Source organism: Paenibacillus sp. FSL R5-0490, from assembly GCF_001956215.1.
Lineage (GTDB): Bacteria > Bacillota > Bacilli > Bacillales > Cytobacillaceae > Cytobacillus.
Genome location: NZ_MRTQ01000024.1, coordinates 35,343 through 61,601, shown reverse-complemented (window position 1 = coordinate 61,601; position 26,259 = coordinate 35,343). Strand labels below are relative to the sequence as shown.

Annotated in this window: 26 protein-coding genes and 2 riboswitches; of the genes, 9 read left to right on the top strand and 17 right to left on the bottom strand. The window is 40.8% G+C overall.

All coding sequences use genetic code 11. The features are described 5' to 3' along the window. Positions 1–24: 24 nt before the first annotated feature. Positions 25–681, bottom strand: coding sequence for a potassium channel family protein (locus tag BK139_RS18625; protein WP_076261815.1), 657 nt, complete (start codon positions 679–681; stop codon positions 25–27). A gap of 78 nt (positions 682–759) precedes the next feature. Next, a riboswitch (cyclic di-AMP (ydaO/yuaA leader) is annotated at positions 760–909 on the bottom strand. 199 nt (positions 910–1,108) lie between these two features. Next, positions 1,109–1,609, bottom strand: a complete 501-nt coding sequence (locus BK139_RS18620; protein WP_076261776.1) for a DinB family protein — start codon at positions 1,607–1,609, stop codon at positions 1,109–1,111. Between the two features lie 231 nt (positions 1,610–1,840). Here BK139_RS18620 and BK139_RS18615 point away from each other — a divergent pair, with 231 nt between their 5' ends. Further along, positions 1,841–2,692 (top strand): phosphotransferase, encoded by an 852-nt coding sequence (locus BK139_RS18615; RefSeq protein ID WP_076261773.1) that lies wholly within the window; start codon positions 1,841–1,843, stop codon positions 2,690–2,692. 140 nt (positions 2,693–2,832) lie between these two features. Here the strand turns inward: BK139_RS18615 and BK139_RS24610 are convergent, their stop codons facing one another. From BK139_RS24610 to BK139_RS18600, 3 genes are all read right to left on the bottom strand, one after another. Next, a complete protein-coding gene (locus BK139_RS24610; protein ID WP_076261771.1) occupies positions 2,833–3,996 on the bottom strand; it encodes an endonuclease in 1,164 nt (387 codons plus the stop codon). A gap of 150 nt (positions 3,997–4,146) precedes the next feature. Further along, positions 4,147–4,671, bottom strand: coding sequence for a DinB family protein (locus BK139_RS18605; RefSeq protein ID WP_076261769.1), 525 nt, complete (start codon positions 4,669–4,671; stop codon positions 4,147–4,149). Between the two features lie 31 nt (positions 4,672–4,702). Further along, complete coding sequence (locus tag BK139_RS18600; protein WP_076261767.1) at positions 4,703–5,152, bottom strand: GNAT family N-acetyltransferase; 450 nt, start codon at positions 5,150–5,152, stop codon at positions 4,703–4,705. A gap of 119 nt (positions 5,153–5,271) precedes the next feature. On the opposite strand from BK139_RS18600, the gene BK139_RS18595 reads away from it, so the two are divergent. From BK139_RS18595 to BK139_RS18570, 6 genes are all read left to right on the top strand, one after another. After that, the gene (locus BK139_RS18595) at positions 5,272–5,796 is read left to right on the top strand and encodes a GNAT family N-acetyltransferase (protein ID WP_076261764.1); all 525 of its coding nucleotides are present in this window, start codon (positions 5,272–5,274) and stop codon (positions 5,794–5,796) included. Between the two features lie 106 nt (positions 5,797–5,902). Beyond that, positions 5,903–6,088, top strand: a complete 186-nt coding sequence (locus tag BK139_RS18590) for a hypothetical protein (RefSeq protein ID WP_076261762.1) — start codon at positions 5,903–5,905, stop codon at positions 6,086–6,088. Positions 6,089–6,191: 103 nt separating this feature from the next. Further along, a riboswitch (cyclic di-AMP (ydaO/yuaA leader) is annotated at positions 6,192–6,332 on the top strand. A gap of 151 nt (positions 6,333–6,483) precedes the next feature. Further along, positions 6,484–7,707, top strand: coding sequence for a dicarboxylate/amino acid:cation symporter (locus tag BK139_RS18585; protein WP_076261759.1), 1,224 nt, complete (start codon positions 6,484–6,486; stop codon positions 7,705–7,707). 168 nt (positions 7,708–7,875) lie between these two features. Beyond that, complete coding sequence (locus BK139_RS18580) at positions 7,876–8,247, top strand: MerR family transcriptional regulator (protein ID WP_048010004.1); 372 nt, start codon at positions 7,876–7,878, stop codon at positions 8,245–8,247. A gap of 123 nt (positions 8,248–8,370) precedes the next feature. Beyond that, the gene (locus BK139_RS18575) at positions 8,371–9,681 is read left to right on the top strand and encodes a hemolysin family protein (RefSeq protein WP_076261756.1); all 1,311 of its coding nucleotides are present in this window, start codon (positions 8,371–8,373) and stop codon (positions 9,679–9,681) included. Positions 9,682–9,875: 194 nt separating this feature from the next. Further along, entirely contained in the window at positions 9,876–10,478 is a 603-nt protein-coding gene (locus tag BK139_RS18570; protein WP_076261753.1) for a DedA family protein, read from the top strand. Positions 10,479–10,799: 321 nt separating this feature from the next. On the opposite strand, the gene BK139_RS18565 is transcribed toward BK139_RS18570, so the two are convergent. The 5 genes from BK139_RS18565 to BK139_RS18545 all read right to left on the bottom strand — a co-directional run bounded on the left by BK139_RS18565 (position 10,800) and on the right by BK139_RS18545 (position 14,738). Then, on the bottom strand, positions 10,800–11,291 hold the full coding sequence (locus BK139_RS18565) for a cysteine hydrolase family protein (RefSeq protein ID WP_076261751.1): 492 nt from the start codon (positions 11,289–11,291) through the stop codon (positions 10,800–10,802). A 351-nt stretch (positions 11,292–11,642) separates the two neighbouring features. Then, positions 11,643–12,458, bottom strand: a complete 816-nt coding sequence (locus tag BK139_RS18560; RefSeq protein ID WP_076261748.1) for a lipid II flippase Amj family protein — start codon at positions 12,456–12,458, stop codon at positions 11,643–11,645. Positions 12,459–12,651: 193 nt separating this feature from the next. Continuing rightward, a complete protein-coding gene (locus tag BK139_RS18555; protein WP_076261745.1) occupies positions 12,652–13,197 on the bottom strand; it encodes a nucleotidyltransferase domain-containing protein in 546 nt (181 codons plus the stop codon). Between the two features lie 41 nt (positions 13,198–13,238). Then, positions 13,239–14,138, bottom strand: a complete 900-nt coding sequence (locus tag BK139_RS18550) for a GNAT family N-acetyltransferase (RefSeq protein ID WP_076261742.1) — start codon at positions 14,136–14,138, stop codon at positions 13,239–13,241. Positions 14,139–14,180: 42 nt separating this feature from the next. Then, the gene (locus tag BK139_RS18545) at positions 14,181–14,738 is read right to left on the bottom strand and encodes a general stress protein (protein WP_076261740.1); all 558 of its coding nucleotides are present in this window, start codon (positions 14,736–14,738) and stop codon (positions 14,181–14,183) included. Positions 14,739–14,891: 153 nt separating this feature from the next. On the opposite strand from BK139_RS18545, the gene BK139_RS18540 reads away from it, so the two are divergent. After that, on the top strand, positions 14,892–15,443 hold the full coding sequence (locus tag BK139_RS18540) for a DUF3231 family protein (protein WP_076261737.1): 552 nt from the start codon (positions 14,892–14,894) through the stop codon (positions 15,441–15,443). Between the two features lie 233 nt (positions 15,444–15,676). Here BK139_RS18540 and BK139_RS18535 read toward each other — a convergent pair whose 3' ends face one another. Then, positions 15,677–16,114 carry a hypothetical protein gene (locus BK139_RS18535; RefSeq protein ID WP_076261735.1) on the bottom strand — a complete coding sequence of 146 codons (438 nt, stop codon included), beginning with the start codon at positions 16,112–16,114 and terminating at the stop codon, positions 15,677–15,679. A gap of 268 nt (positions 16,115–16,382) precedes the next feature. Here BK139_RS18535 and BK139_RS18530 point away from each other — a divergent pair, with 268 nt between their 5' ends. Beyond that, positions 16,383–17,876: a nitrate/nitrite transporter gene (locus BK139_RS18530; RefSeq protein WP_076261732.1), complete on the top strand. Its 1,494-nt coding sequence runs from the start codon at positions 16,383–16,385 to the stop codon at positions 17,874–17,876. A gap of 220 nt (positions 17,877–18,096) precedes the next feature. Here the strand turns inward: BK139_RS18530 and BK139_RS18525 are convergent, their stop codons facing one another. From BK139_RS18525 to BK139_RS18500, 6 genes are all read right to left on the bottom strand, one after another. Then, positions 18,097–18,867 carry an SDR family oxidoreductase gene (locus BK139_RS18525; RefSeq protein ID WP_286149056.1) on the bottom strand — a complete coding sequence of 257 codons (771 nt, stop codon included), beginning with the start codon at positions 18,865–18,867 and terminating at the stop codon, positions 18,097–18,099. A 239-nt stretch (positions 18,868–19,106) separates the two neighbouring features. Then, a complete protein-coding gene (locus tag BK139_RS18520) occupies positions 19,107–19,583 on the bottom strand; it encodes a hemerythrin domain-containing protein (protein ID WP_076261727.1) in 477 nt (158 codons plus the stop codon). A gap of 70 nt (positions 19,584–19,653) precedes the next feature. Further along, entirely contained in the window at positions 19,654–20,364 is a 711-nt protein-coding gene (narI, locus tag BK139_RS18515) for a respiratory nitrate reductase subunit gamma (protein ID WP_076261724.1), read from the bottom strand. Then, positions 20,361–20,918, bottom strand: a complete 558-nt coding sequence (narJ, locus tag BK139_RS18510; protein ID WP_076261722.1) for a nitrate reductase molybdenum cofactor assembly chaperone — start codon at positions 20,916–20,918, stop codon at positions 20,361–20,363. Before narJ ends, narI begins: the two co-directional genes overlap by 4 nt. Beyond that, positions 20,893–22,440 (bottom strand): nitrate reductase subunit beta, encoded by a 1,548-nt coding sequence (gene narH / locus BK139_RS18505; protein WP_076261719.1) that lies wholly within the window; start codon positions 22,438–22,440, stop codon positions 20,893–20,895. The genes narJ and narH overlap by 26 nt, the downstream gene beginning before the upstream one ends. Beyond that, entirely contained in the window at positions 22,430–26,113 is a 3,684-nt protein-coding gene (locus tag BK139_RS18500; RefSeq protein ID WP_076261716.1) for a nitrate reductase subunit alpha, read from the bottom strand. Before BK139_RS18500 ends, narH begins: the two co-directional genes overlap by 11 nt. Between the last annotated feature and the right edge of the window lie 146 nt (positions 26,114–26,259).

Sequence of the window (26,259 nt, the reverse complement as noted above, 5' to 3'; positions counted from 1 at the left end):
TGTATTGGTATTTTTTAGGAAGGCTTATACTCCATGCCTCTCAAACCTGCCAATCCCTTTATTATGTCCCATTACAATCAGGACGTCTCCCTTTAAAATGACCTCTTCAGCCGGCGGAGTAACGATTATTTCCTTCCCGCGCTGAATCCCCACGATATTACAGCCATACTTAGCCCGTATATTCAACTCTGATAGAGATTTGTTGGCAATTTTATTAGTCGCCACAATCTCCACCATACTATAATCTTCAGACAGCTCAATATAATCAATCATCTTCTCTGAAACAATATGGTGGGCAATCCGCTTTGCCATATCCCGCTCCGGATGAATTACACGATCAACGCCAATTTTTTCGAGCACTCTGGCATGATATTCATTATGTGCCTTCGCCCACACCTTTGGAATTCCCAATTCTTTTAAGAGCAATGATGTCAATATGCTGGACTCGATGTTTTCACCAAATGAAACAAATGCATGATCAATATTCTTAATTCCCGTCTGTTTAATGGCAGCTTCATCAATCCCATTGATTTGAACGGCGTATGTCACAAACTGAGCGTATTGATTCACTTTCTCCTGATCCACATCAATCGCAAGCACTTCCACACCTAATTCATGAAATTCCTTTACAAGACTGCCGCCAAAGCGGCCTAAACCAAATACAGCATACTGTTTTTTCATTGAAGAATTTCCCTTCTTTTTAAAAAATGAACACAAAAAAACCACTCTTAATAAAGAATGGCCAATGGTTTCCATTAACCCTTCTCTCGATTTGGCTTACGGAGTTAGCTGTCGGATTAGGGATTGAGAGTATCCCTTCTTAGCCTTAATATGCTAAGATTCACCCCAAGATAAACAAGGTTTATCAAAATTGGTTCCCCCGCTCAAATGATTCAGCAAAAAGGTTTACTATGAAATTAATAAATATAAATTACTCCCATGTTCATCTCTTGTCAATCTTTTTTTATAAAGCTTTAAATTCTTGAACAAAAGAAAAAGACCTCCTCATAAGGTCCTTTTGGTCATTCCTTGGTGGAACAAACGCACCTCTTACTTGAATAAGGAAACAGGCCAGCCAGAACTATCCTACCCTCAACATACACACCCGTCATTTAACAAGCCTTTGTTCTAACTCAGCTTTTTGGCGCAAGTGATGACGAAAATGCATACCAACTAAATCATACCATTCCCTTGCATTCAGCCATCCGAATCCCCCATGCTCTACTTTATATTTTGGGTTTATATTATCCACTTTCGATTCCCATTGACTTAGCCTTAGAATTACTTGATCCATTCTGCTGATAAGATCCTCCTTGCTATCTGAATTATTAGGTGGAGCATTTAGTTCAGCCGGTAATTTTATTTTTATTGGAGGAAACCCTCCTATCTTAAATAAATGCAAACCAAACTCAGTTTTCCCAAGGGGCTGTTCATCATATAATTTGGAGCATTTTTCCATATTATCCAGGTACTCATGGGCAACAAGGATTAAATGGTCATACATTTGCCCAATTGACCAGACCGTTTCTTCAGATTTATAACTTAGCTGTTCTAAAGAGTATTTTTGAAGCTCGTTTTTGTAAGTCTTTATTAGTTTAAGTTCGCTCAATTTAAATTCTCCTTTATATTAAAATTAACTCACTGTATATGTAAGTAATTATTCAATTTTCTATTACAAATACCTTCTTCAAGAATCCTGCCCTGTTTGCACATTAGAGATCGAGTAAGAAATCGCAAACGTTTTATACTCAATTATTTTGAAAATTCAGCTAGAAACTTGGTAAATTATATTAAAATATAAAGAGAAGCAGAAGAAAGCGTCATAGATAGGGGGAGAAATATGAATATACAAGAAATAATACATCAGCTAATGAACAATAACATTTTACCTTCAAAGCCAACTTATCATGAAAAATTAAATGGGGGTACGGTTAGTGAATTGTACCTTCTGCATTTTGAGGAAATGAAGTATGTCATTAAGAAAAATGAACCACAAATTATTAAATCAGAGGCAAATTTCCTTAATGATTACAAGAAGACTGATTTATTGCCGAAACTCTTATTCGTTGATCCATTATACGAGTACATCGTTTATTCCTTCATTGAAGGCACTGCCAATTATGTTAGAAAAAACAAAAAAGAAACCCTCCAAACACTGGTGCAAGGGCTTTTAAATCATTACAAACCCGTTGACAGCATTAATGGCTGGGGCTGGGCGGATCAGCCATCGAAGTCTTGGCATAGTTTTATACTTGATAACATCAATGAAGCAAATAAAATCCTTCATTCACGATTAGATAATCGTCATTATAATCTCGTACTGGAGCTTGCTGAAAAAAACAGCAAAGGCAAAGAGGCATTTTTACTGCACGGGGATTGCGGAGTACATAATTTTATTTTTCGTAATGGACAATTAAGTGGTGTAATTGACCCGACGCCTGTTATTGGCGAGCCTTTATATGATTTAATTTATGCTTTTTGTTCATCCCCAGAGGAACTAACGAAAGAAACCCTCCTTAGTGCAGCAGCCTTTTTGAAATCTAAAAGTGATATGAATCTTTCTGTTTTATATGAAGAGGCACTAGTTGGTTTATATCTTAGAATGGCAACTTGTATAAAGCATCATCCATGTGATTTCCAGGAATACCTTGAAGCCTGGGATTACTGGGAAGAAATCGTTAAAAACGAGTAATTATTAAGCATTAATTGGGTTCTTTATCGGATTAGGCCACATACAAAAAATAAAGCTCAGAGTCACATACTCTGAGCTTTTTGTGTGTAATTTCTCTATGAATTATCTTAACTGAATTGTTTCTTAAAACGGATAGTGCCTTATTCCCAAATCGCAGATGCCCACTCAGGATGATCGATAAACGGATTGCGATTATGCTGGTAATCAGAGTAGATGATTTCGTTTCTTCTCCGTTCTTTATCATCGACCGGATCTTCCTTATGCCACTCGAGCAGGACAGACATTTTGCCATGATAAGGAGCAGAACCGTTGTTGACTGCATTGTTCAGCTCCAGATCCACTTCTCCGCTGTCTCCTTCATAGCGGACAGCCATATAAAACAGCATCCGGGCTACATCGCCTTTTACGGCATCCCTTGGTTCCCAGGAATCTGAGTCATAGTAATTTCCAAGTGCTTCAGAGTGCTGGGATCCCCCATTATCAAAGTCGAGATTTCCTCTCGAACTATTTACAGAAGCATCTGTTGGCCGCAAATGATGAAGGTCAGTTCCCGCCCCCATCGCTGTGCCAAAGTCCCCGTGCGATTTAGCCCACACATGTTCCCTGTTCCAATCATTGACTCCAGATCCATTGGTGAGTTTGCCCTGTGAACGCCCGGTATATAAGAGTATGACGTTATTCGGATTAGCCGGGTCTTCGTCTGTTTCACGAAGAGCTTCCCATACATTGGAATAGGAAATTTCATTATGGTCATCAATGATGTTATGAAGAGCAGATTTTAAAGACTCACCTGTTTTTCCATTTGCAGCATCATAATACCCTCCAGGTCCGGGTTCCGGGTCGATTGCTCCGCCGCCATCCAGTTCAAAAGCAGTACCATCCTTAAGCCCCGGATGAGAAAAATAAGCAGTCAGCGCTCCCGTTACTTTCATTTTCTTTCCCATCAGAGATGGATTCGATTTCAAACCATAGCTTGAGCGAAAGGAGGATGGAATTTGAACATAAATCATCTTAGCCAAGCTGGTCTCTGATGGACTATCCGCCAGCGCTAAAGCATAGTCATTTGGAAACCCGCTGGTGATCACCGTATTTGTTGCAGTCGGCTGTCCAACCACATAGCCTTGAACAGTTTTGGATGAGTTATTCTGAGCATTGATTCCCTGAGAAACCGAATAAGGTGATGACCAGGACCCATCTCCAGCAGCTGCCTTTGTTATTGAATCTTGTATGGGCTGCATTACAATGAGAATGGCAGCAAATAGAATCAGCGATAACAGCAGACCTTTTCTCTTACGATTCAGCATTCATTCGCCTCCATAATGTTTTGAAAGGACTTCGAATAATCAGAAAAGTCACAATCAACACCTAGTATAAATGAACACCTTCGGCCAGGGCATGATGTATTGGTCCCAAAATTATACTGTTTTACAATACTTAACAATTTTTTAAAGTGCTTACTTTTTTAATATGCCCAAATATTCAATCCAAGGACCAACATCTGTCCTGTACCTATTTGCCAATACTCTTGAAATCTGTGAAATATGCGTAAGATCATGCACAGCCCAAGTGGAAATCAATTCCCTGACTCTTACTGGACCAAATGCCGGATGAAGGCCTTTCTTTTCGAAATGAGTTTCCAGATCAGGCATACCTCTCAGCGAAGCCAAATTTTTCATTCTAAGGGTCTTAAAGATTTTAAGCTTTTCTTCAAATGGCAGATCCCCTGACAAACTTAAATGAGCAAAACGGTCAAATGGAGGAAATGGCTTGCTTTTCCCTTCCTGCAAAATAAATGTCAGTCGCGGAATCCAATTTTTCTCCTCGCCATCAATCAAATGATCAACCACTTCGGCTGCATTCCACGTCCCTTCCCCTTCATTGCCATTGAGCCATTCTGAAGATAAACCTCTTAGTAAGGCATCCAGCGTATCAGGTGTACGTTCAAGAATCTCAATAGCTTCTCTTAAGTTAAAATTCATATTGCCGCTCCTTTCCACCTTCACGGGTTTCTTATAATAATTTCTCAAAAGCAGTAATTGTGAGTAAATCGTTTATTTTGATCATTTCTACCTCTTTAAATCCATTTTTCAGATAAAATGCGACAGCTGGAGTATTCCTGGAACCGGTTGTGACAATCATTTTTTTTATGATCGGCCTCCGCCCAATGTAATTCAGCAGCTTTTGTGCAATCCCCTTCCTAAAATGTTCAGGATGCACAATCAGTCTGTGAATATCTAAAACATCATTCTTCTCTTTAAAGGAAATCGCACCGCATAATTTTTCTCCAGTAAAGTACCCAAAGAAGGTCTCTCCGGTTGTTCGCAAATCGTCCGCCGAATCCTTCAAAGGCGGTAAATCAGGATAACCAATGATTTCAGCCTCAATTTTGTACGCGGAAAGCTGTACGCTTAGAACCTGCTCAGCCGCTTTTCGGTCCTTAATATTTATTTCCTTAATCATGATCGTGCCTCTTTTTATATTAGTTTTAAAAACTAATTCTCTATCGAAAAAAAATCCCCTCTTTTTTGGACGAATGAGTCCCTTCCAATATAAAATGTTAGCTAAAGGGGTGAATTGGTATGAATCTAAACTATGAAGTGGTAAAAGAAGACGAAATCAGCCTATGCCGGGATTTATGCAATGAGCTGATGGCTTTTCAGAAATCAAAGGCACATATAACACCTGAGCGATTTGACAGCATGAACTTTGAAACAAGAATGGTTCCATCCGTAAAATCTGCTATACATAATTATATTGTAATTGTTAAGGACGATGAAGAAGTCGTGGGCTATGTCTATTCCAATGTTTCTCCTAAGGAAGCCTACTCGAATGATTTCGCCACTTTTTTTGATTTATCTTCAGTTGAGAAAGACAATGTTGGCTGCTTATCACAATTCTTTATTAAAGATGGCTACCGGCAATACGGAATCGGGTCAGTGCTTTTTAACATGTCGATGGAATGGTTAGGTCAATTTAAAGATGTGGAAGACTATTTTATTTATGTATCAAATGGTAATACAGAGGCCCTTGAATTTTATGTAAGTAAAGGATTTACTAAGAGTCACGATATTCTGGACGGTTTTATTACAGTTTTGCGAAAATAGGTTTGTTTTCCCATAATGCATATATCTATTTTCTTTAAAAATATAGTGGACATTGCCAGATATCTTGTTATAATTCAAAAAGAAATTACTTTGAAAAGGGTGCATTATGGGAAATACATGCAGATATGTTGTGAGTGCCACTGGAAAAAACGGCGAGACTTATTATACGCAATGCAAGGATAAAGTGGAGTTGAAAAAGTGGCTTGCCGAACATGAAGACAAGCTGAATAAGAAGGGACTGAAAGTCAAGGACAAAAATAGACATCCTATTTTCAACTGGCTTAATTTCTAATACCTTAATATTATTGTTTGAATAATATATTATTGGAAATAACAAATAATTAAAAGGATGTTTACAAATTTCATACTATTTTGTTATTATATTAAAAAAACATAAATTATTTTCGCTTAATCTTTATTGAGCGGGGGAACCAATTGTACTTTTTATAAAGTACCTGGGGTGAATCCTTTTATAGGTAGGGTACTCTCAAAACCCGAACCCGACAGCTAACCTCGTAAGCGTGTTGAGAGGCAAACACTGCATAAATGCACAGTGGTTATACCTCTGTGTTTTTTTGTTGCCTTTTTTAAGTTAGATTTATGTTTTTTGGGGGTAATATAGGGAAGGACATTATTTTTTGTGTCTGTATTTTACATTTTTTTACATCATTCATTGGAGGAACGCGTATGAAATTATCTACTAAAATTATTATTGCTTTGATTGCAGGGGGAATTACAGGCCTGCTGATTAATTTGTTTGCGCCTGGAATATTCCCTGAGCTTGACAAGTTTTTGTTTACACCGCTTGGAAAAATCTTTTTAAATCTGATTAACATGCTGGTTGTCCCGATCGTATTCTTTTCCATCACCCTCGGTACTGCAGGACTTGGTGATCCAAAGAAATTAGGAAGAATCGGTGTAAAAACGATATCCTACTTTTTAGTTACTACAAGTATAGCGATTATTATCGGACTCGCTTTGGCATATGTCTTCCAGCCGGGAAATGTTGGGGAATTTGACGTAACAAACGTGGAGTATGAATCTGAAGAAGCTCCGCCTGTCTCTGACACCCTATTAAATATTATTCCGACCAATCCTGTAAAAGCCTTCACAGAAGGAAACATGCTTCAGATTATTACTTTTTCCATTTTCGTCGGATTTGCCTTAACGATGCTTGGCAATAAAACAAAAGGCATTTTAAACCTGATTGAACAGGGCAATGACATAATGATGTATCTTGTTAATCTGGTTATGAAATTTGCGCCATATGGAACATTCGGACTTATCGTTTCAGCTGTCGGCAGCCAAGGTCTAAGTGCCATTAAAGCCATGGGACTTTATATGATTGTTGTCCTTCTCGCGTTATTTATACACGCGATCTTAACCTATGGAGGTTCCATTGCTTTACTTGCAAAGAAAAACCCGATTTGGTTCTTTAAAGGCTTTGCACCGGCAATGGGAGTTGCGTTCAGTACTTCAAGCAGTAATGCAACGTTGCCGATTTCCATGAATACTGCTCAAAAGAATCTGAAAGTTCCTGAATCAATCAGCAGCTTTGTTCAGCCGCTTGGTGCAACGATCAACATGGATGGGACAGCCATCATGCAGGGTGTTGCCACTATATTTATCGCACAGGTATTCAATGTGGATTTATCACTCACCCAGCTTATCACCGTTGTTCTTACCGCGGTGCTTGCCAGCGTAGGTACTGCAGGTGTGCCGGGTGTCGGCCTTATTATGCTTGCCATGGTTCTTAACTCCGTTAACCTGCCGGTTGAAGGTATCGCCTTAATTATCGGTATTGACCGTTTGCTTGATATGACGAGAACAGCTGTCAATATTACAGGCGATGCTGCTTGTGCAGTTATTGTCACGGAAACAGAAGCAAAAAAAGAGGCTGTTAAAGCCTGATCACAAAATAACACCGGTTATCCGGTGTTATTTTTTTTTCGGAGCTGTTCCTCCCCTTTCATTCAATTTCATTGCTTTTCTATGATAGTTTAGTATAATTAAATTCATAACCATCACGTAACAGTTTGGAGGAAACCTCATGGGGCTGAGAAGTTAAGAATAGGAGAATTGGCTGAAAAAGCAAAGGTTACGAAGAGAACGATTGATTACTATACTTCCCTGGGTCTTTTAGAAGCAGAACGTTCACCTTCAAATTATCGCTATTATGACCACTCCTCCATCGAACGTATTGCTTTTATCGAGAAATGTAAAGCGGATGGTTTGTCATTGGAGGAAATCAAGAAAAAAGTCATCAGCCAATTTTCTGAAGAGGTAGATGTTCTTGAGCTAAGGCTAAAAATTCAGGATCTGGAGGAAGATGTGACGAAAGCACTTTCACAGCTGAAGAAATCAGATCCGGAAAAATATGAGTATGTTAAAAAAAATATTTCACATGAAAGCTTATCATTAATTCAGTCACTGCTCTTATTGCTGAACTGATATCGTTTTTTTGATTTTTGGAGCATTATGGATATTTGTTTGGGCACAATTTAAGTAGTGAACTTATTAAGTATTATTACCATTTTAGGAGGTGTATGTCTTACTTTTTAGTAAGACTGCTTGTTGACAACCATAAATTTATTATTGATTGCATTATTAATAGCATTAACCGCATTCTTCGTAGCAACCGAGTTTGCGATTGTAAAGGTCCGTGTTTCCCGAATTGATCAGCTGATTGCTGAAGGGAATAAAAGGGCTATAGCGGCTAAGAGAGTCGTCACGCACCTGGATGAATATTTATCGGCCTGCCAATTGGGTATTACCATCACTGCATTAGGTCTCGGGTGGCTTGGTGAGCCAACGGTTGAAAAGTTATTGCATCCGTTATTTGAGAGGTTTGAAATAGCAGAGTCCCTTACCCATATTTTATCATTTGGTATTGCCTTTGCTTTAGTCACCTTCCTGCATGTCGTTGTAGGAGAGCTTGCACCAAAAACAGTTGCCATTCAAAAAGCGGAAGCAGTTACAATGGCATTCGCAGCACCGATTATCTGGTTCTACCGAGTGATGTTTCCATTCATTTGGTTCTTAAATGGATCTGCCAGGGTACTCGTTGGCCTGTTTGGTTTAAAGCCGGCTTCTGAGCATGAAATGGCCCATTCAGAAGAAGAACTGCGAATTCTTTTATCTGAGAGTTATAAGAGCGGTGAAATCAATAAAAATGAATTAAAGTACGTGAACAATATCTTTGAATTTGATGAAAGAATTGCAAAAGAAATCATGGTCCCGCGTACTGAGATGGTTACGATTGCCTTCGATAATACACTGGCAGAAATTATGCAAACCATCCAGACAGAAAATTACACGCGATACCCCGTTGAAGATGGGGATAAAGACAATATCCGCGGGTTTATTAATGTAAAAGAATTTCTGACTGCCAGTCTAACAGACAGGATTACACCTGAGAACCTTGATTTAGACTCCTTTATTAATCCGGTCATCCATGTCATTGAAAGCATTCCCATTCATGACCTGCTTGTCAAAATGCAGAAGGAACGCATCCATATTGCCATTTTAATGGATGAATATGGCGGAACTTCCGGATTGGTGACGGTTGAAGACATTCTTGAAGAAATAGTCGGTGAGATCCGTGATGAATTTGATGAAGATGAAGTTCCGGAGATACGAAAGCTGAATGATGATCATTATATCCTGGATTCCAAGCTTCTTATAGAAGATGTCAATAATCTGCTTGGCACGGATTTTGAGCATGAAGACGTAGATACTATTGGCGGCTGGTTCCTTACACAGCATATGGAAGCAGAAATAGGAACAGAGATTGAAGCGGATGGATTTACATTTAAAGTCCACGAAAAAGATGGACACCAGCTTCATTATCTGGAGGTTTTTAAAAGCAAGCCCCAGTTAGCCTAAGAAAAAACGGCGGCTCCGATTAAGGCAGCCGCCATTTTTGTGTCTATATAAATACTTGATTGTTTTCTTATTACCCGTTAGACTGACTTATGTACATTTTATATCTATAAACTTTGTGAATTGTCTAGCTCTAGCGCCTACCCCCTCGATGGGTCGGCTTGCGCTTTTCTTATTAATCAACAGGATGTGTGACTATGTCAGAAATTGTTATCAGCTTAATTGAATTTTTAAAACAGTTTTCTTACTTTGGAATATTGCTTGCACTTTGCTTTGAATTCGTCCCGGCAGAAGTGGTTCTCCCTTTGGCCGGCTTTTGGGTCTTCCAAGGTGATTTTAATTATTATCTGGTTGTATTAGCAGGCACTGTGGGAGGAACGATCGGACCGCTGACATTATATGCGCTGGGCCGATATGGCGGCCGTCCCATGGTTTTAAAATACGGAAAATACTTTTTAGTTTCACAAAAACAGATCGATGCTTCGGACAAGTTCTTTGAGAAGTACGGTTCAGGGGTCGCTTTCTTTGCCCGCTTTCTGCCGGTTGTCCGTACAGCAATATCGATTCCATGCGGAATGGCCAAAATGAATGTGTGGAAGTTCTCAATCTATACATACCTGGCAATGCTTCCGATTACCGCGTTCTATGTTTATCTGGGGTTTAAACTTGGCCCTCATTATAAAGAAGCAGAGGAAATTTTCAATAGCTATGCCCTTCCTCTAGTCCTGATTATCCTTGCGGGACTCATTATTTTCTTTACTTACAAATTCATCAGCAAGCGCAAGAGCGAAAGTATCTAAATCGAAAAAGGCACTGGATGAGCATAATGGATTCGGTTATGAAGTGCAAAATTCGAATTTGCAATGCTTTTCGCAGTGTAATTAGCTGAACACTTTAGCAGTAAAATTAGCATGAAAAAAGCTCGGAGCCATTATGCTCTGAGCTTTCTTTATAGCAGCACGTTATTGAAGATAAGCATCCTTATGTTTAAGTAAATTAGTTCAGAAACTTATTCCAAAAATTATTCTTTAATTATTGAGTAATGCGTATAGATACTTTAAGCGGAGCAAAGCAGTATGCTAAAACAGCCTCTGGACGATTAAATGGTCCTAAAAAAATTCTTAAATCAATAAGTTATTCAAACAAATTATCTCGCATCCTTTACTTTCATAATAGTCTATCATACCATCAATTTTCTTTTTATCATAACTGGTAATGCAATCTGATAGTACACTAACCCCATAGTTTGATTTACGTAAGTTATAGCAAGTTGACTTAACACAAGCAACAGCATCCGCTCCAGTAATGTAGAAGTCGTCTATTTCATTTATACTAATAAAGTCTGTGAATTCTTCACTTGTTAATGCGCTTCCTTTATATTTTGTAAAAACATTTTCTGATACTATTTTCAAATCTGGAGCTAATTCCGCACCTAGTGTACCTGTTTTAAAAGTTCTCGTACCAGGTGACAAATTCTCATGTCTTATGTAAACAACATGAATATTATTTTCGACCGCCCAATCAATTGATTTGTTGATATTTTCAATGATATCTTTGTAATTCTTTGTTATGTCATTTTGAATATCAATTATTACTAAAGATTTTTTTTGCATAAAACTTCCTCCTAATATCTTGCGTTTTGCTATTGCAACAAGTTCCTCTTTTTCTTCTTAAACAATCCTGCTTCATTAGTTGAATTAGCCTCTACATCATTTTAACATAAATATCCAGAAACCTAATTGCTGTTTTCAACATACCAATTCGCACGCTGACAATAACTTCTTTCACTCTGCTAAAAGGGGTGCGAATTCGAGTGCTAAGACACCATAAAATATACAAAATTGCCCGCTATATCAACAAAAAGAGGCAGTCCAATTCAGTTGCGAATTGGACTGCTAATTAGTGCGCGAATTAAGTTTTTGTCCTCGAAAACCGAACCCGTTAGGATGAGCAGTGCCGTTTTTTTATACAAAAAACTTCGAAGCCCAGGCAATATAATAAGCCCCGGGTATAAACAAGATCTGTGCAAGGACGGTTCCGATCAATCGGGAGGTAACCATCATTATGGAAATCCCCTTTAGATTCGTATACTTTGCTTTCCCGCGCACCACATTATCTGACATGACAGAAATTTTCGGATCGACAAAAATCGATAGCAGGATTGTTGCTACACCGTTTATGAGACCAGATGCCATAATTGCTGTTCTTGAGCTATCATGAGTAAGCAGCGAAGCATATAGAGCTGACAGCACTCCAATTGTATAGATAGCGGTTACAAACATATTGAATAGAAATAGCCGTTTTGGTATTTCACTGAGTTTAAGTCCATTTAAATAAGAAATTCTCGGAAACTTAAAATGGCTGATTACTGTCTTTGCCGATTTCCAGCTAAAACCGACTTTTAGCAGCGAAGGCACTGATCCTCCTGCATCGGCAAGACGGATAATGGCTCTTGAGAAAATCGCTATAAATGTCGGCAGCAGCAGAATTCCAATGATGGTCCCTATTGTGGAAGCCCCAATTAGCACCCTGAATTGATTTTCAACAAAACTGAGAAAGTTTTGTTCTGGAGCAGTATCAATAATACTCCCAAGCAGCGGCTGCTGACCCATGTTCGCCATTCGTGAAACAATGACAATGGTACTGAACAAAGAAAGCCCTGATGCGATCAGCTTGACCCGGGCACCCGATAACCGGACAGCGTAGGCCAGTGTTTCAATACTATGTATAAGAATGATGAATAAGGAAGCAAACAGGATTTTCCCCGTAATTAGATCCAAAAGGAACACTTCTTTCGTTTTTTCCTGATTATACCATTATGTTTAGAATGAATGAAGTATGATGATGGCTAATCCGTCTGAATACCGACCATTCCTTTAAAAGCTTATCAGTTTCCGGACTTCACCATCAATATAGTCTCTTAAATCATAGAGCTTAGTAAAATCTATGTGAGAATGATCATTTGCAGCTGAACTATATTAAGACACTATAAACAGGATCTTCTTTAAGATTTTCAAGGCAATCACGGTAATCCCCCAGGATAGAAGACAGGTAGTCCTCTCTCGGCACATTAGGAAAAGTTGCTTTTATGGATTCGCCAGCAGCACAGATACCTCGATGATTAACGATCGTAATATGAGCAGCCAAATCAGGATCAAATCCGGAAACGCTATGCGGATCCACTTCTTCTTCAAATTTCTCCCGCCAAAATTCACTATAGTGAAAATCAAATGGACATGGATGCTGCCAATTGCAGAGATCTTTTTCATTCAAAAAGCTGACTTCAATGGGGAATGGTGCATTGGAGGTCTTTAAGAGTAACTTTGCCGGCTTACTTTTTATATCAGATGACAAGGAATGATACGTTACAATTAAAATATCAACATCACTTTTATCCGGGTTAAATCCGCCCATCGCCAATGAGCCGTGCAAATAAAAACCTTTAAAATTATCTTTTAATATCACTGTTACTTCTTCTAACAAATGATTAACAATTTCCATTACATCAGGCTTACTCATGCCAAAAGCTCCCCGCTTCATAATACAAATACGTGCGTCCCTCATTTATTTTGTTCATAAACACGCAATAGTTCTTCAACCGGAATACCATTGATCTTCATTCCACTCATGCTGCTTTCGGAAATTTCAACATTTTTCAAACAGCAGTTAGTTATTTTACTCCCTTCCAGGTTACATCTATTAAATGAAATGGGATTCTCTCCATCCCGAAGATTCGTATCAGCAAATAGCACTCCGCTTAAGGTAACATGCATGAACCTGCTTTGAGATAGATTCAAGTCGGCAAAAAGAGTTTTTTGGAGATTAATATTTTGAAACTTGGAATGACTTAAATTACAATTGCTGAAATGTGCTTTACACAGGCTGCTGTTGCTGAACGAACTTTCCGCCATATTCACTTTGTAAACTTCAGTGTTTCCCATATCGCAGTTCTCAAATTGAGGATCTGTAATATCTTGTTTCGAAGGTCCGGTTCTTTTCTCATAACAATACTCTTCATTCGTTTTAAAAGATATTTGAAAGCCCATTTTCTCGTAGAAGTGATGATTATTGATTTGTCTGGCCGATGTTTCGAGTTCCCATGCCTTTATATATGGATAATGATTTTCTATAAACTTTATGGCAGCTGAACCAATTCCGCAGCCCTGTAAATCAGGCCGGATAAAAATCCGATCAATCCGTCCATATGATTTTCCGGAAATCGTAACGATAATCCCGCCTGCTATTTCATTTTTATAAATTACTTTATAATAATCCAGTTCCAGAATCATATATTTCGTCATTTGCAGGGAATCATATTCGGGAGGCTGAATATTAAAATCTGCTATATATTGTTCATCACCTGTAAGCCATTTTTGAGCTTCCTCATCAAATGCAGCTTTCATAATGTCTGTTAACTGAACTGCATCTTTCATCATTGCTTTTTCAATCAATATTTCCATTTTAATGTTCTCCTTTTCAGTGACAGAAACAAGGCAGGCACCTTAATCCTTCTCCATTATCGCTTTCCTGCCATCGGCTTCTAAATTCCCCAGCCTCTTAAATTCCTTGCTCAAGCAAGCCTGTTTAAATCGTTTTGTCTGTTTAAGGCTGTTAATGTCAGCGCGATTGTCATAGGATAGCTGAATATGAAAATAGTTGATATATTCGAGAATGGCAAAAACATAGATAAAGCCGGCAATCGCAAATCCAAGAGGAACTGCCGGGTGCCATATTACGTAGTCTGCCACGAATGCAACTGGAATCACTATGATCATGCCAAGATTCCATTTCTTTGTAATCCATAACGGCTGTTCAAGCGTGATCGGGGCAACTGACGTATTCTCCCTTTTTAACCGTTTCCATTTTACAAACCAATAAATGGTGCCCTGAAGCAAGATGAACTCCAGCAGCAGAAATGATGACCAGAAGGAAAACAGTGAATATAAATGGAGATCCGAATAGGTATAGTTCACCAGGTAACTGATGAAGACAAACATGATTAAACTCATTGATTCTCCGGTAAAAAGATAGGAAAGTCTCTTCAGGACTCTATTTCTCAATCTGAAATTCCCCTTTTCCGAGTAAGGTCTGCTCCTAATGTATTACGAATATTCTCAAAAATAGTTTCAAAAAAAATTAGTCATTTCCTTAATATTGAATGAAATTGAAAATATCGGCAAAACTAAAAAAAATACATATGATGGGGTGAAATAATGCAAAACCCATTCGAGGCCATTAAGGAAACCATTAAGAATTTTGCTGATAACGAACCAAAGCCGCCGCTGCATGTCGGGGAGGTTATGGATTTATGGACTCTGTATACAGCATTCCATGAAGCCCACTCCCTTTACTATATTGCCTTAAATATGACCACAGATCCTGAACTATTGCATACTATACGCTCCTCCATTAAAGGAAGCAGGGCCGACACAAAAATGATTGAGAATTTTCTGCTTAAAGAAGGAGTGCCACTGCCTTTAACTAATGCCGAAAAACCACTTTCCAACCCGGATTCTGTTCCTGAAGGTGTCAAGTTAACGGAAGATGAAATCGCTAATTTAATATCAGTAAAAATCGCAGCAAGCATAACCTTTTGTGCACAGGCTATGAGTAAAACAGTCAGAACAGATGTGGGGTTAATGTTCTTTACCTTACAGGTGCACTTAATGGAAATTGCCTCCCCTCTTAAGAATTTAATGAAGGAAAGAGGCTGGCTGAGAATCCCGCCAAGCTATATGCCGCCTGGCACTCCTGAAAGAAATTAAAAATCGCTGAAAGACTTCTGCCCCTGACCAACGGAGCAGGAGTCTTTTGTTATTTCTCCCGATACACGGACTGGCACAGAATATTTTCATCTGCGTATTCCTATAGTGGTGATGAACATGAAAATATTAAGAACGATCAGAAATATGATAAAACACGAGGCCAGGAAGTTCTTCGATAACAGAATGGAAAGGAATAAAGAAAGGCTGTGAGCTTCCGGCAATAGCAGGAAGCTCTAATTTGACCTGATATAATGCAAATGCCAGCGGACAAATAAAAAAGCAGCAAAATAGTAGAAGAAAGAATACCACCATTTCCAGAAGAAATAATTAATAAAATCCATCTTAACCGTAACCATTTCATAAAGAACAGAGAAAATGACCCAGGCTGCTGTATAAATGAAAAAAGAACGCCTGCTTTCCGGCATGAAATTCAAAAAAATAATCCCGAATGACGCACCAAGAGTTAATTCAATAATATGTACCCCCAGCTGTACTCCCCCGCCGTTTAACTCATACAGCCGAAAATATAAACTTAGCATTACGTCTGTACTTAAGTTAATCAAAGCAATGACAGCCCAGCTTACGTATATTTCTTTATTCGTTAAACGCTTTGGCATAAACCAGATTACAATGAGATTAATGGCCAATGAAAGATAAGGAAACCAATACATACAAATGAACCGCCTTTTTTTATTTCTATACCTGCTATGTAAAGAACTTATCTCCTCCAACAGAAGCATATATTTATAATCAAAGTTTTAATATATAGTTCCTTATTCATCAATTTGCTATGCAGAGATAATGTTCCCGAATTTGTCAACTCAGGTTATGATCCCGTAAAAAGTATGGTTGACCTGTAAGTATTTGGGTATTTTAAAACTAAGAATGCCCTAATACATCACGTTCACACATGCATTTCCTACATGAAAGGAGAGCGTTATGCAAAAAGGAAGCTTTCAATTAGTTCTGCAGACAGGAAGTTTGGTTGTCGGCTTCATGGTGTGGGTCATTCTTTCCTCACTGATGCCCTATATCCAGTCCGATATTGCCCTCAATCCGGGAGAGGTGGCGTTAGTCACGGCCATACCTGTCATATTGGGGTCTTTATTAAGAGTCCCAATTGGCTACTGGACCAACCGGTATGGTGCAAGGCCTATTTTCACCGTAAGCTTCATTGTCCTGATTCTGCCTGTGTTTGTGATCAGTTCAGCAGGTACGATGATGACCCTCATCCTCGGAGGGCTTTTACTGGGGATTGGCGGAGCAGTATTCTCTGTTGGTGTTACCTCCTTGCCGAAATACTATCCAAAAGAACGGCACGGTTTTGTAAATGGCATTTACGGAGCCGGCAACATCGGTACTGCAGTAACCGCCTTCTTGGCGCCGGTACTGGCAAACAGCTTTGGCTGGCGAATTACGGTGCAGTTCTTTATCATTCTTTTAGCACTCATTGCGGTATTAAATTTCTTGCTTGGTGACCGTAAGGAAAAGAAAGTCCAGGTGTCTCTCGGGGAGCAGATTAGAAGTGTTTACCGCAATCCTAAATTATGGCTGTTAAGTTTGTTTTATTTCATCACGTTTGGATCCTTCGTAGCCTTTACCATTTATTTGCCCAATTTCCTTGTAAATCACTTTGGACTGGATAAAGTGGATGCAGGACTTCGGACGGCCGGCTTTATTGCCATCGCTACCTTTTTGCGCCCTGCCGGCGGTTGGCTTGGGGATAAATTCAATTCCTTTGTCATTTTGATGCTTGTATTCTCAGGGCTGACATTCGGCGGATTTCTCTTATCCTTCACGCCATCACTTCCGATTTACACAGTTGGATGTCTCGGTGTAGCCATTTGTGCAGGAATTGGAAATGGAACCATATTTAAACTTGTACCTATGTATTTTTCCAAACAAGCCGGGATTGTCAATGGGATAGTCGCTGCTATGGGGGGACTTGGCGGATTTTTCCCGCCGATTATTTTAACCATTCTGTTCGATTGGACCGGTCATTATGCCATCGGTTTTATGGCATTATCCGAATTTGCCCTCGCAAGCTTAATTCTGGTCGTTTGGCTTTACTACCAGGATAAGCTCAGCTTATCGAAACAGGTGCTTGAAAGTACAGAGTCCGGCATGATGATTACCGATTTAAAAGGAATTATTAAACAAGTAAATCCAGCCTTCACAAAGGTTACTGGATTTACACCGGAAGAAGCGGTCGGCAAAACACCTGCAATCCTTCAGTCAGGAAAACATACAAAAGAGTTTTATAAGCAGATGTGGGTGGAAATTGAGACGAAAGGATATTGGCAGGGTGAAATCTGGAACAAAAAGAAGAACGGCGAGATCTTTCCAGAGTGGCTAACCATCAGTACCATCAAAAATGATGCAGACGAACCGAAGCTGCATGTGGCCATGTTCAGCGATATCTCCAAAAAGTAAAAAACACCTTCCCCCAGGTAACGGGTTCAGTTACCTGTCAAAAGTTCGGCTGCAAATTACGGTACATTTTAACCGGCAATTTTGCTAACAGAAAGATAATTTGGAGAATGAAAAAAAATCGCTTAACAGTTGCGTTAAGCGATTTTTATTTATGAACGAAATACAATTTCCACAATCCTTATTAGGAAATAAAGAAGGCCCCCTCAGCAGCCTGAATACCTCATTCGATCTTATTACTTAGATATTCCCCGAAGGTGATTTTCCCCATTTTTCGAAAAGAATTTGTATTTTTCCCCTCTGAGATAGATTTGTACAGTTTTCCTGGAAAAGAAATGCTTAAAACTTTATTTGACTCCTTATTTTTTTGGATTTTCAGTTCAGCCATTTCTTTTAATGTCATAATATCTGGTCCACAAAAATCATCCGCTCTTCCTTGTGGATCTTTCTCCACTAAACCTATTAGATGACTGGCAAATTCACTAACATCAACACTTTGAAATTTAAAGTTTCCAGGGACAATATATCTTTTAAAGAGTGGTTTTGATATAAATAAATTTTCGACAAAATTGTGGAACTGAGTGGCACGTACAATTGTGTGTGGGATAGAACAATTATTTAACAACTCTTCTGCTTCATATTTGTGTTTATAATATTTAAATGGTATTTCATCTATCCCAACAATTGACGGATAAATAAAATGTTTTATGTGTTTCATTTTACCTAAAAACTCCTTAAACGCTAAAACCTCGACCATTTTTGAATTTTTCATCGGACTTGTTGCTGCGTGTATTATTACATCTACATCTTTTACTGCGGCATCTAATCCTTCACCAGACGATAAGTCGCTATAAACCCACTCGAAATGTCCTAATCCTTCAGGTTTTCTTCTAGAAGTTATTTTAACTTTATAATCAGAACCTTTTAGTTGCTTAACTAAAGTTGACCCTAGTTGTCCTGTTGAACCTGTAACCAATATCCTCAAAGTAAACACTCCCACTCTAATGAATTTCTCTTTATTGTCATATTCAGAAACTTGGTTCATAATTCAACAAAACTGATCCGTTAGTTTAATTAGAAATTCAACCAAAAGGAGCATAAATCCTTCTCTGTAATAATGGTTTATAAATGCCCCACAAAACAAAAAACCAAATTGCCGGTATAGCAATTTGGTCTGCAAAAATTGTGATAGGTATCCGAACCCGTTATCCTCCATAGGTGCTGTTTTCTACTTTACAGGCCAGAAGCAATTTCTTCATCATCTTCACGCAACTTTTGTAAATGGCCTTTATTATTCATTCCGAATAACACTCTTTCCTCTGTCTGATTGTGGATATCCACCAGCAGGAGAATGGTTTTAAAGCGGTCAATCACTTCTTCTGTTACTCCATCGCGCGGAATCCTTTCCTTCAGGTCAGAAACAAGCATTCTTAAGAGATCATGATCTCTGATCAGCTTAATGACTTCCTCCTTCAGGTCCGGTTTATCCTTCATAACCTCCTGATAAAACCCTTCCTCTTCGGAATCTGCATGGGCAATGGTTCTGGTCTCCCAATGCTCCACCAGTGCCTCGGCAGCAATCCCGCACTCCTTCTCTCTGCCTTCACGAGACAGTTTAACGAGCACTTCAGTGAGATCACGGCCTTCCGTATAATAGCCATCATGAATGGATTGGTGTGAATAATGGTTTTTTAACGCTGGGCCAGCCAACAATCATTCCTCCTTGTAAAGGAAAAAGAAAGGCTGTATCACGATGAAGCCTTTCTGCTCCCTATTTCTTTTAGCGCTTAGTTACATTCTGATTTTTTGCAGGCGACATTTTCCGGTACACAAGATATCTCCTTTTCAGATAAGCCAAAGGCAGGCTCCACACATGAACCAGCCTTGTAAATGGCCAGATGGCAAATAGGACAAATGCCAGCAATACATGTGCCTGGAAGCCGATCGGCGCTCCGATCATATAAGCGGGATCTGGGTTAAAGGTTAAAAGCCCTCTAAACCATGGTCCAATGGTCACCCTGTAATCGAAATCCCCTCCAGATGCCGTGTATCCGACTGTGTTGGTAAAACCGACGATGACCACTATGCCAAGCATAACGAGTGATAGCCAGTCTTTGAATTGGCTGTTCATTTTAATTCGTTTTACGGATGCCCGTCTTGCAAATAGCAACGCCCCGCCGATCACGCAAATGACTCCTGCCGCTCCGCCAAACCAGACAGCGCCAAAATGATACATATGCTCCGTAATCCCCACAGTATCGTACAATACTTTAGGTATCAATACGCCTGCTACATGACCGAAAAACACGAAGATAATGCCCCAATGGAACAGAATGCTGCCCCATTTAAGCTTTTTCTTTTCCAGGAATTCACTTGATTTAGCCGACCAGCCAAACTGGTCGGTATTGTAACGGTAAATATGCCCGAGCACAAATATCGTCAGACAAATATAAGGGAAAATCACCCATAAAAACAGATCAAGACTGCTCATATGATTCTCCTTTCATCCGAGCTGCCAATTGCATCAGATGCGCGAAGCTGTTTGATGCAGTCGACACATGCCGCCAGCAGGAAGTGATAAGGACTGTTCAGGGCTTCAAGTTCCAAAGACAGGCGCTCAATTGACCGAAAGTGCAGCTTCAAAAGCTTAGCTGATTTCTCAGGTTCCGTTATAGCCGCAAATTCCAAAATAAGCGGCAGATAGTCCGGAAGCTCATCGCTCTCGAGCTCTGCCCCCGCTTCCTTGAATTCCTGCCTCAATTTAACCAGCGCCGGACCTCTTTCCCGATTATCTTTAAACACGGAATAAGTCAGGTACAAGGTGCTCCTTTCATTAAAATCAAAGGTCAGCACATAATTTTGGCACAGATCCTCATAAGCAGTACGGTCCAGATAGTCCAAAAATTTCTTCAGACTGACGGCGATTTGCTTATCATCCAGTGAGTCGGCTTCACTATGCAGGTCAGGCAAATAGTCTTTCCATTCACTGGATGGGTACTGAAGCAGGACAGATGCTAATTTATAGACCGCTTGGTTTTGATTCATCCAAATCACTCCAATATTCTTCGCCATAATAGTAAAGCGGATCTCTTTCGGAGCCGACACTGCAGGAGTTACAGTCTGTGGCCAAATCATCAAAGCCGACATTTCCTTGCATATTGTGCATATCACCGGTTCTTTCTTTATGGGAAGCAGGGATCACATATCTGTCGGAATACTTGGCAATGGCTGAAAGCTCATACATATCCCGCACAATCTCTTCTGTCATTCCTGCCGCCTGCAGTACGCTTGTATCCGGTTCTTTTCCCAGGTTCACCTGGCGCATATAGGTCCGCATCGCAACAAGCTTTTTAAGCACCGATTTAATCACTTCTGTATCACCCGCTGTGAACAAATTGGCTAAATACTCGATTGGGATTCTGAACTGATTAATCGTTGGGAAAATGATATTTGGATCCAGATCATCAATTTGCCCTCCGAATGCATTCACAAATGGGCTGAGCGGCGGAACATACCAGACCATCGGCAGCGTGCGATATTCAGGATGAAGCGGAAGAGCAATCCGCTGTTCCACTGCCATTTTATAAACCGGCGATCTTTGCGCGGCTTCAATCCAATCATCGGGAATGCCTTCTTTTTTCGCTTCCTTAATCACTTCCGGATCATGGGGATCCAGGAACATATCCAGCTGGGCTTCGTATAAATCTTTGTCATCAGGAACGGATGCCGCTTCCTTCACTTTATCGGCATCATATAGAACAATCCCGATATATCGAAGCCTGCCAACACAGGTTTCCGAACATACAGTTGGCAGTCCCGCTTCAATTCTCGGGTAGCAGAATGTGCATTTTTCTGCTTTATGGGTCTTCCAGTTAAAATAAACTTTTTTATACGGGCATCCCGTCATACAGAACCGCCAGCTGCGGCATGCTTCCTGGTCCACAAGCACAATCCCGTCTTCCTCCCGTTTGTACATGGCTCCTGAAGGGCAGGAAGACACACAGGAAGGATTCATGCAGTGCTCGCAAATCCTCGGCAGATACATCATAAATGCCTGTTCAAATTCAAATTTAATCTGGTCATCCAGCCCGGCCATGTTCGGATCCTTCTTTCCGGTTACATGAACACCTGCGAGGTCATCCTCCCAGTTCGGACCCCATTGGATGTCCATATACTCGCCTGTCAGCTGGGATTTTGGCCTTGCTACCGGCTGGTGTTTTTTCTCAGGGCTCTGGATCAGATTTTCATAGTCATATGTCCAGGGCTCATAATAATCATCAATATCGGCAAGGTCAGGGTTATAAAAGATATTAAGCAGTTTATTGACACGGCCGCCTGCCTTCAATTCCAGCTTTCCATTTTTCAGCGCCCATCCGCCTTTTCTCAGCTCCTGGTTTTCCCATTCCTTCGGATAGCCGATGCCAGGCTTGGTCTCCACATTGTTCCACCATTGGTATTCAACACCCGGGCGGTTCGTCCAGGTGTTTTTACAGGTGACACTGCAGGTATGGCAGCCGATGCACTTATCAAGATTCATGACCATTCCGAACTGCGCTTTAATCTTCAAGCCAATCCACCTCATCCCTGTTCATTTTCCGGATAACCACTTTTTCATCTCTCTGGTTCCCAGTTGGTCCATAGTAATTAAATCCGTAGCTAAACTGGGCATAGCCGCCAATCATTTGAGTCGGCTTTACATGGATTCTTGTCGGGCTGTTAAAGGTGCCTCCGCGCTGTTTGGTGATTGGGGAACCAGGCACATTAATATGGCGTTCCTGAACATGATACATGAACACGATTCCCTTTGGCATTCGGTGGCTGACCACAGCTCTGGCCACGACGACACCGTTTCGGTTATACATCTCAATCCAGTCATTATCCTCAATGCCGACAGACGCAGCATCTTCATTATTGAGCCAGACATGCGGCCCGCCGCGGAAAAGGGTCAGCATCGGGAGCGTATCTCCGTATGTGCTGTGGTAGGACCATTTAAAATGCGGCGTTAAATAGCTTAAGGTTATTTCATTTCCTTTGCCTGCCGGCTCATGGTCTCCATCGTAAAAAGCAAGCTTATGAAGCGGTGCTTTAAAGTTCGGGAGCTCTTCGCCAAACTCCAGCATTAAATCATGATCCATATAAATATGCTGTCTGCCTGTCAATGTCCTCCATGGCACAAGGCGCTCCACATTTGTGGTAAAAGGATTATACCGGCGGTTTCCGGTTTCCGTTCCGCTGAATACAGGTGATGAAATAACCTTCCTTGGCTGAGCAGTAATTTCTGCAAAGGACACATGCTCTTCTGCCCGTTCTTCCGCCAAATCCTTCAGCTGTAATCCTGTTTTCTTTTCTAATGCCCCCCAGGCTTTCATCGCAAGCGAACCATTGGTTGTGCTGGACAATGTCAGAATCGTCTCAGCTGCATTCCGGTCCGTATAGAGGCTTGGCAGGTCTTTGTAATCCCTTGTCTGTGAAGCTGTGCCAATCATGGCCTTCAGCTTTTCATATTCTTTGGCAGCATCCCACGCAATTCCTTTTGATCCGATTGATTCTTTTACATTCGAACCGAGTGCGATGAACTTGTCATACACCTTCGAAAGATCTCTTTCCACCAGATGAAGCCTAGGCATATTAACGCCCGGCTGTGGATCTGCATCCCCATTTTTCCAGTCCGGAATTTTCCCGTATGCTTGGGAGATTTCGTCCTTAGAATCATGTAAGAGCGGTGTTGCCACAAGATCGGTAATCGGCTCTTTAAAATATTTTCCTGCCATTTCAGAAAAACGCTTCGCCAGATTTTTAAATGCGTCCCAGTCCGATTTGGCTTCCCATGGAGGAGTAATCGCCGGATTGAAGGGATGGATAAAGGGGTGCATATCCGTGCTGGAAACATCATATTTTTCATACCAGGTCGCAGACGGCATGATAATATCAGAGTATAAGCCGGTGCCGCACATTCTAAAGTCATAGTCGATCATCAGATCAAGCTTGCCCTCAGGCACCTCCTGCACCCAGCTGATTTCATTGGTCAGGTCTTCCTCATTCTGCTCGCTCAAGTTTCCATGATGTGTACCCAGAAGATGCTTCAGGAAATATTCATGTCCCTTGGCAGAGCTTCCGATCAGGTTGGCCCGCCACACAAACAGGACCTTAGGAAAGTTTTTCGGATCCTCCGGATTTTCAATGGCAAACTTCAGCGTTCCTTCCTTCAGCTGTCTGACGACCGATTGAATGATTTCATCTTTGTCTGTCAGTCCAGTCTTTTCGGCAATTTTAATGGAATTTTCATTAAACTGCGGATAGGACGGAAGCCACCCGAGTCTTGCAGAAAGGACATTATAATCACCTGGATGCTTATAAGTCGGTTTGTTGACGAGCGGTGAAATTAATTCATCAGACATTTGATTGTCATAACGCCATTGCTCAGTTGCAAAATAGAAAAAGGACGTCCCGTTCTGGAGCCTTGGCGGGCCGCCCCAGTCCCTGGCCATGGCAACGGTCTGCCAGCCTTCAAGCGGCCGGACTTTTTCCTGGCCTACGTAATGCGCCCATCCTCCTCCATTTACACCCTGGCAGCCAGTGAGGAGAACCATATTTAAAATGGCGCGGTAAATCATATCCGAATGGTACCAATGGTTAATTCCCGATCCCATGATAATCATGGACCTTCCCTTTGAGTCGATGGCATTTTGAGCGAACTCTCTTGCAATCTGTGCACAATCCTTCCTGTTCACCCCTGTGATGCCTTCTTGCCATGAAGGTGTATAAGGCTTCGGATCATCGTAATCCTTCGGGTAATCTCCAGGCAAATCCCGATTCACGCCGCAATTGGCCAGAAGCATATCAAAAACGGTTGTCACCACAAAGGTTTCCCCGTCCTTTTTAAACTTTTTAACAGGAATCCCACGCTTTAACACTTCTTTTTTCTCTGTCCCGAAGAACGGAAAGCCGGCCATTACGACTTCATCTTCCATTCCCTTAAGGGTAAGAACCGGGTCTATGCCATCCAGTTCATTATCACTGTCTTTTAAATGAAGATTCCAGCTCTGGTTATTTTCCCAGCGATGTCCTATGCTGCCATTAGGAACGGCAAACTCTTTTGTGTTCTTATCGAGCACAACGGTTTTCCATTCCCCGTTCTCTGTTTTTCTGCCAATATCTGATGCTCTTAAAAACTTATCTCCCTGATAAAAGTCACCATTTTTCTTTAACACAAGAAGGTAAGGCAGATCTGTATATTGCTTAACATAGTTATTAAAATAGTCCACCTGCCGGTCAACATAGAACTCTTTCAAAATAACATGAGTCATCGCCATGGCGATGGCTCCGTCCATACCCGCCTGTACAGGCAGCCATTTATCGGCAAACTTAACGAATTCAGCATAGTCAGGGCTTACAGCCACCACTTTAGTTCCCCGATAGCGGGCTTCCACCATGAAGTGCGAATCCGGAGTCCGTGTCTGCGGCAGATTGGAGCCCCAAACCATTAAATAGCTGGAATTATACCAATCCGAGCTCTCTGGCACATCGGTCTGTTCCCCCCAGATCTGCGGAGAAGCAGGAGGCAAATCTGCATACCAATCATAAAAGCTTAAGAGAGAGGCCCCAATCAGATTCAAAAATCTCGCACCGCCCGCATAACTGACCATTGACATGGCCGGAATCGGCGAGAAGCCAAAAATCCGATCAGGTCCATACTCTTCGATTGTATGAATCAGTGAGGCCGAAATCAGTGTGTTCAACTCGTCCCAGCTTGAGCGGACAAAACCGCCTTTTCCCCTCGCTGTTTTATATCTGGCAGACTTATCAGGATCATTTACAATGCTTTTCCAGGCTTCAACCGGATCTTTATGCTCTTTATAAGCCTCTCTCCACAGCTCAATCAATGCGCTGCGCACATATGGATAACGAATCCGAATGGGACTGTATGTATACCATGAAAACGTTGCACCTCTTGGACATCCCCTCGGTTCATACTCCGGCATATCAGGCCCTGTGGTAGGATAGTCAGTCTGCTGGGTCTCCCATGTGATAATTCCGTCCTTGACATGAACCTTCCAGCTGCAGGACCCCGTGCAGTTTACACCATGGGTTGTTCTCACTACCTTATCGTGCTGCCAGCGCCTCCTGTAAATTTTCTCAGTTTCCCGGTCATAAGGTGAGACAGTGGCATGATCTGTTATGTCCTCCGATTTTCCAAAGTAACGCAATTTCCTCAAAAACGGCGGTATCTTTTTAGTCAAATTGAATCATCCCTTCCTTTCAGAACGTTACTATTGTTTACAAAATTAGGTGAAGTTATCCTATTTGGTGTAATTATGGAAAATAGTAGACTCTGGTTGGCGAATACCCTGTTATACATAGTTTAAACATTATTTTCTCAATTATT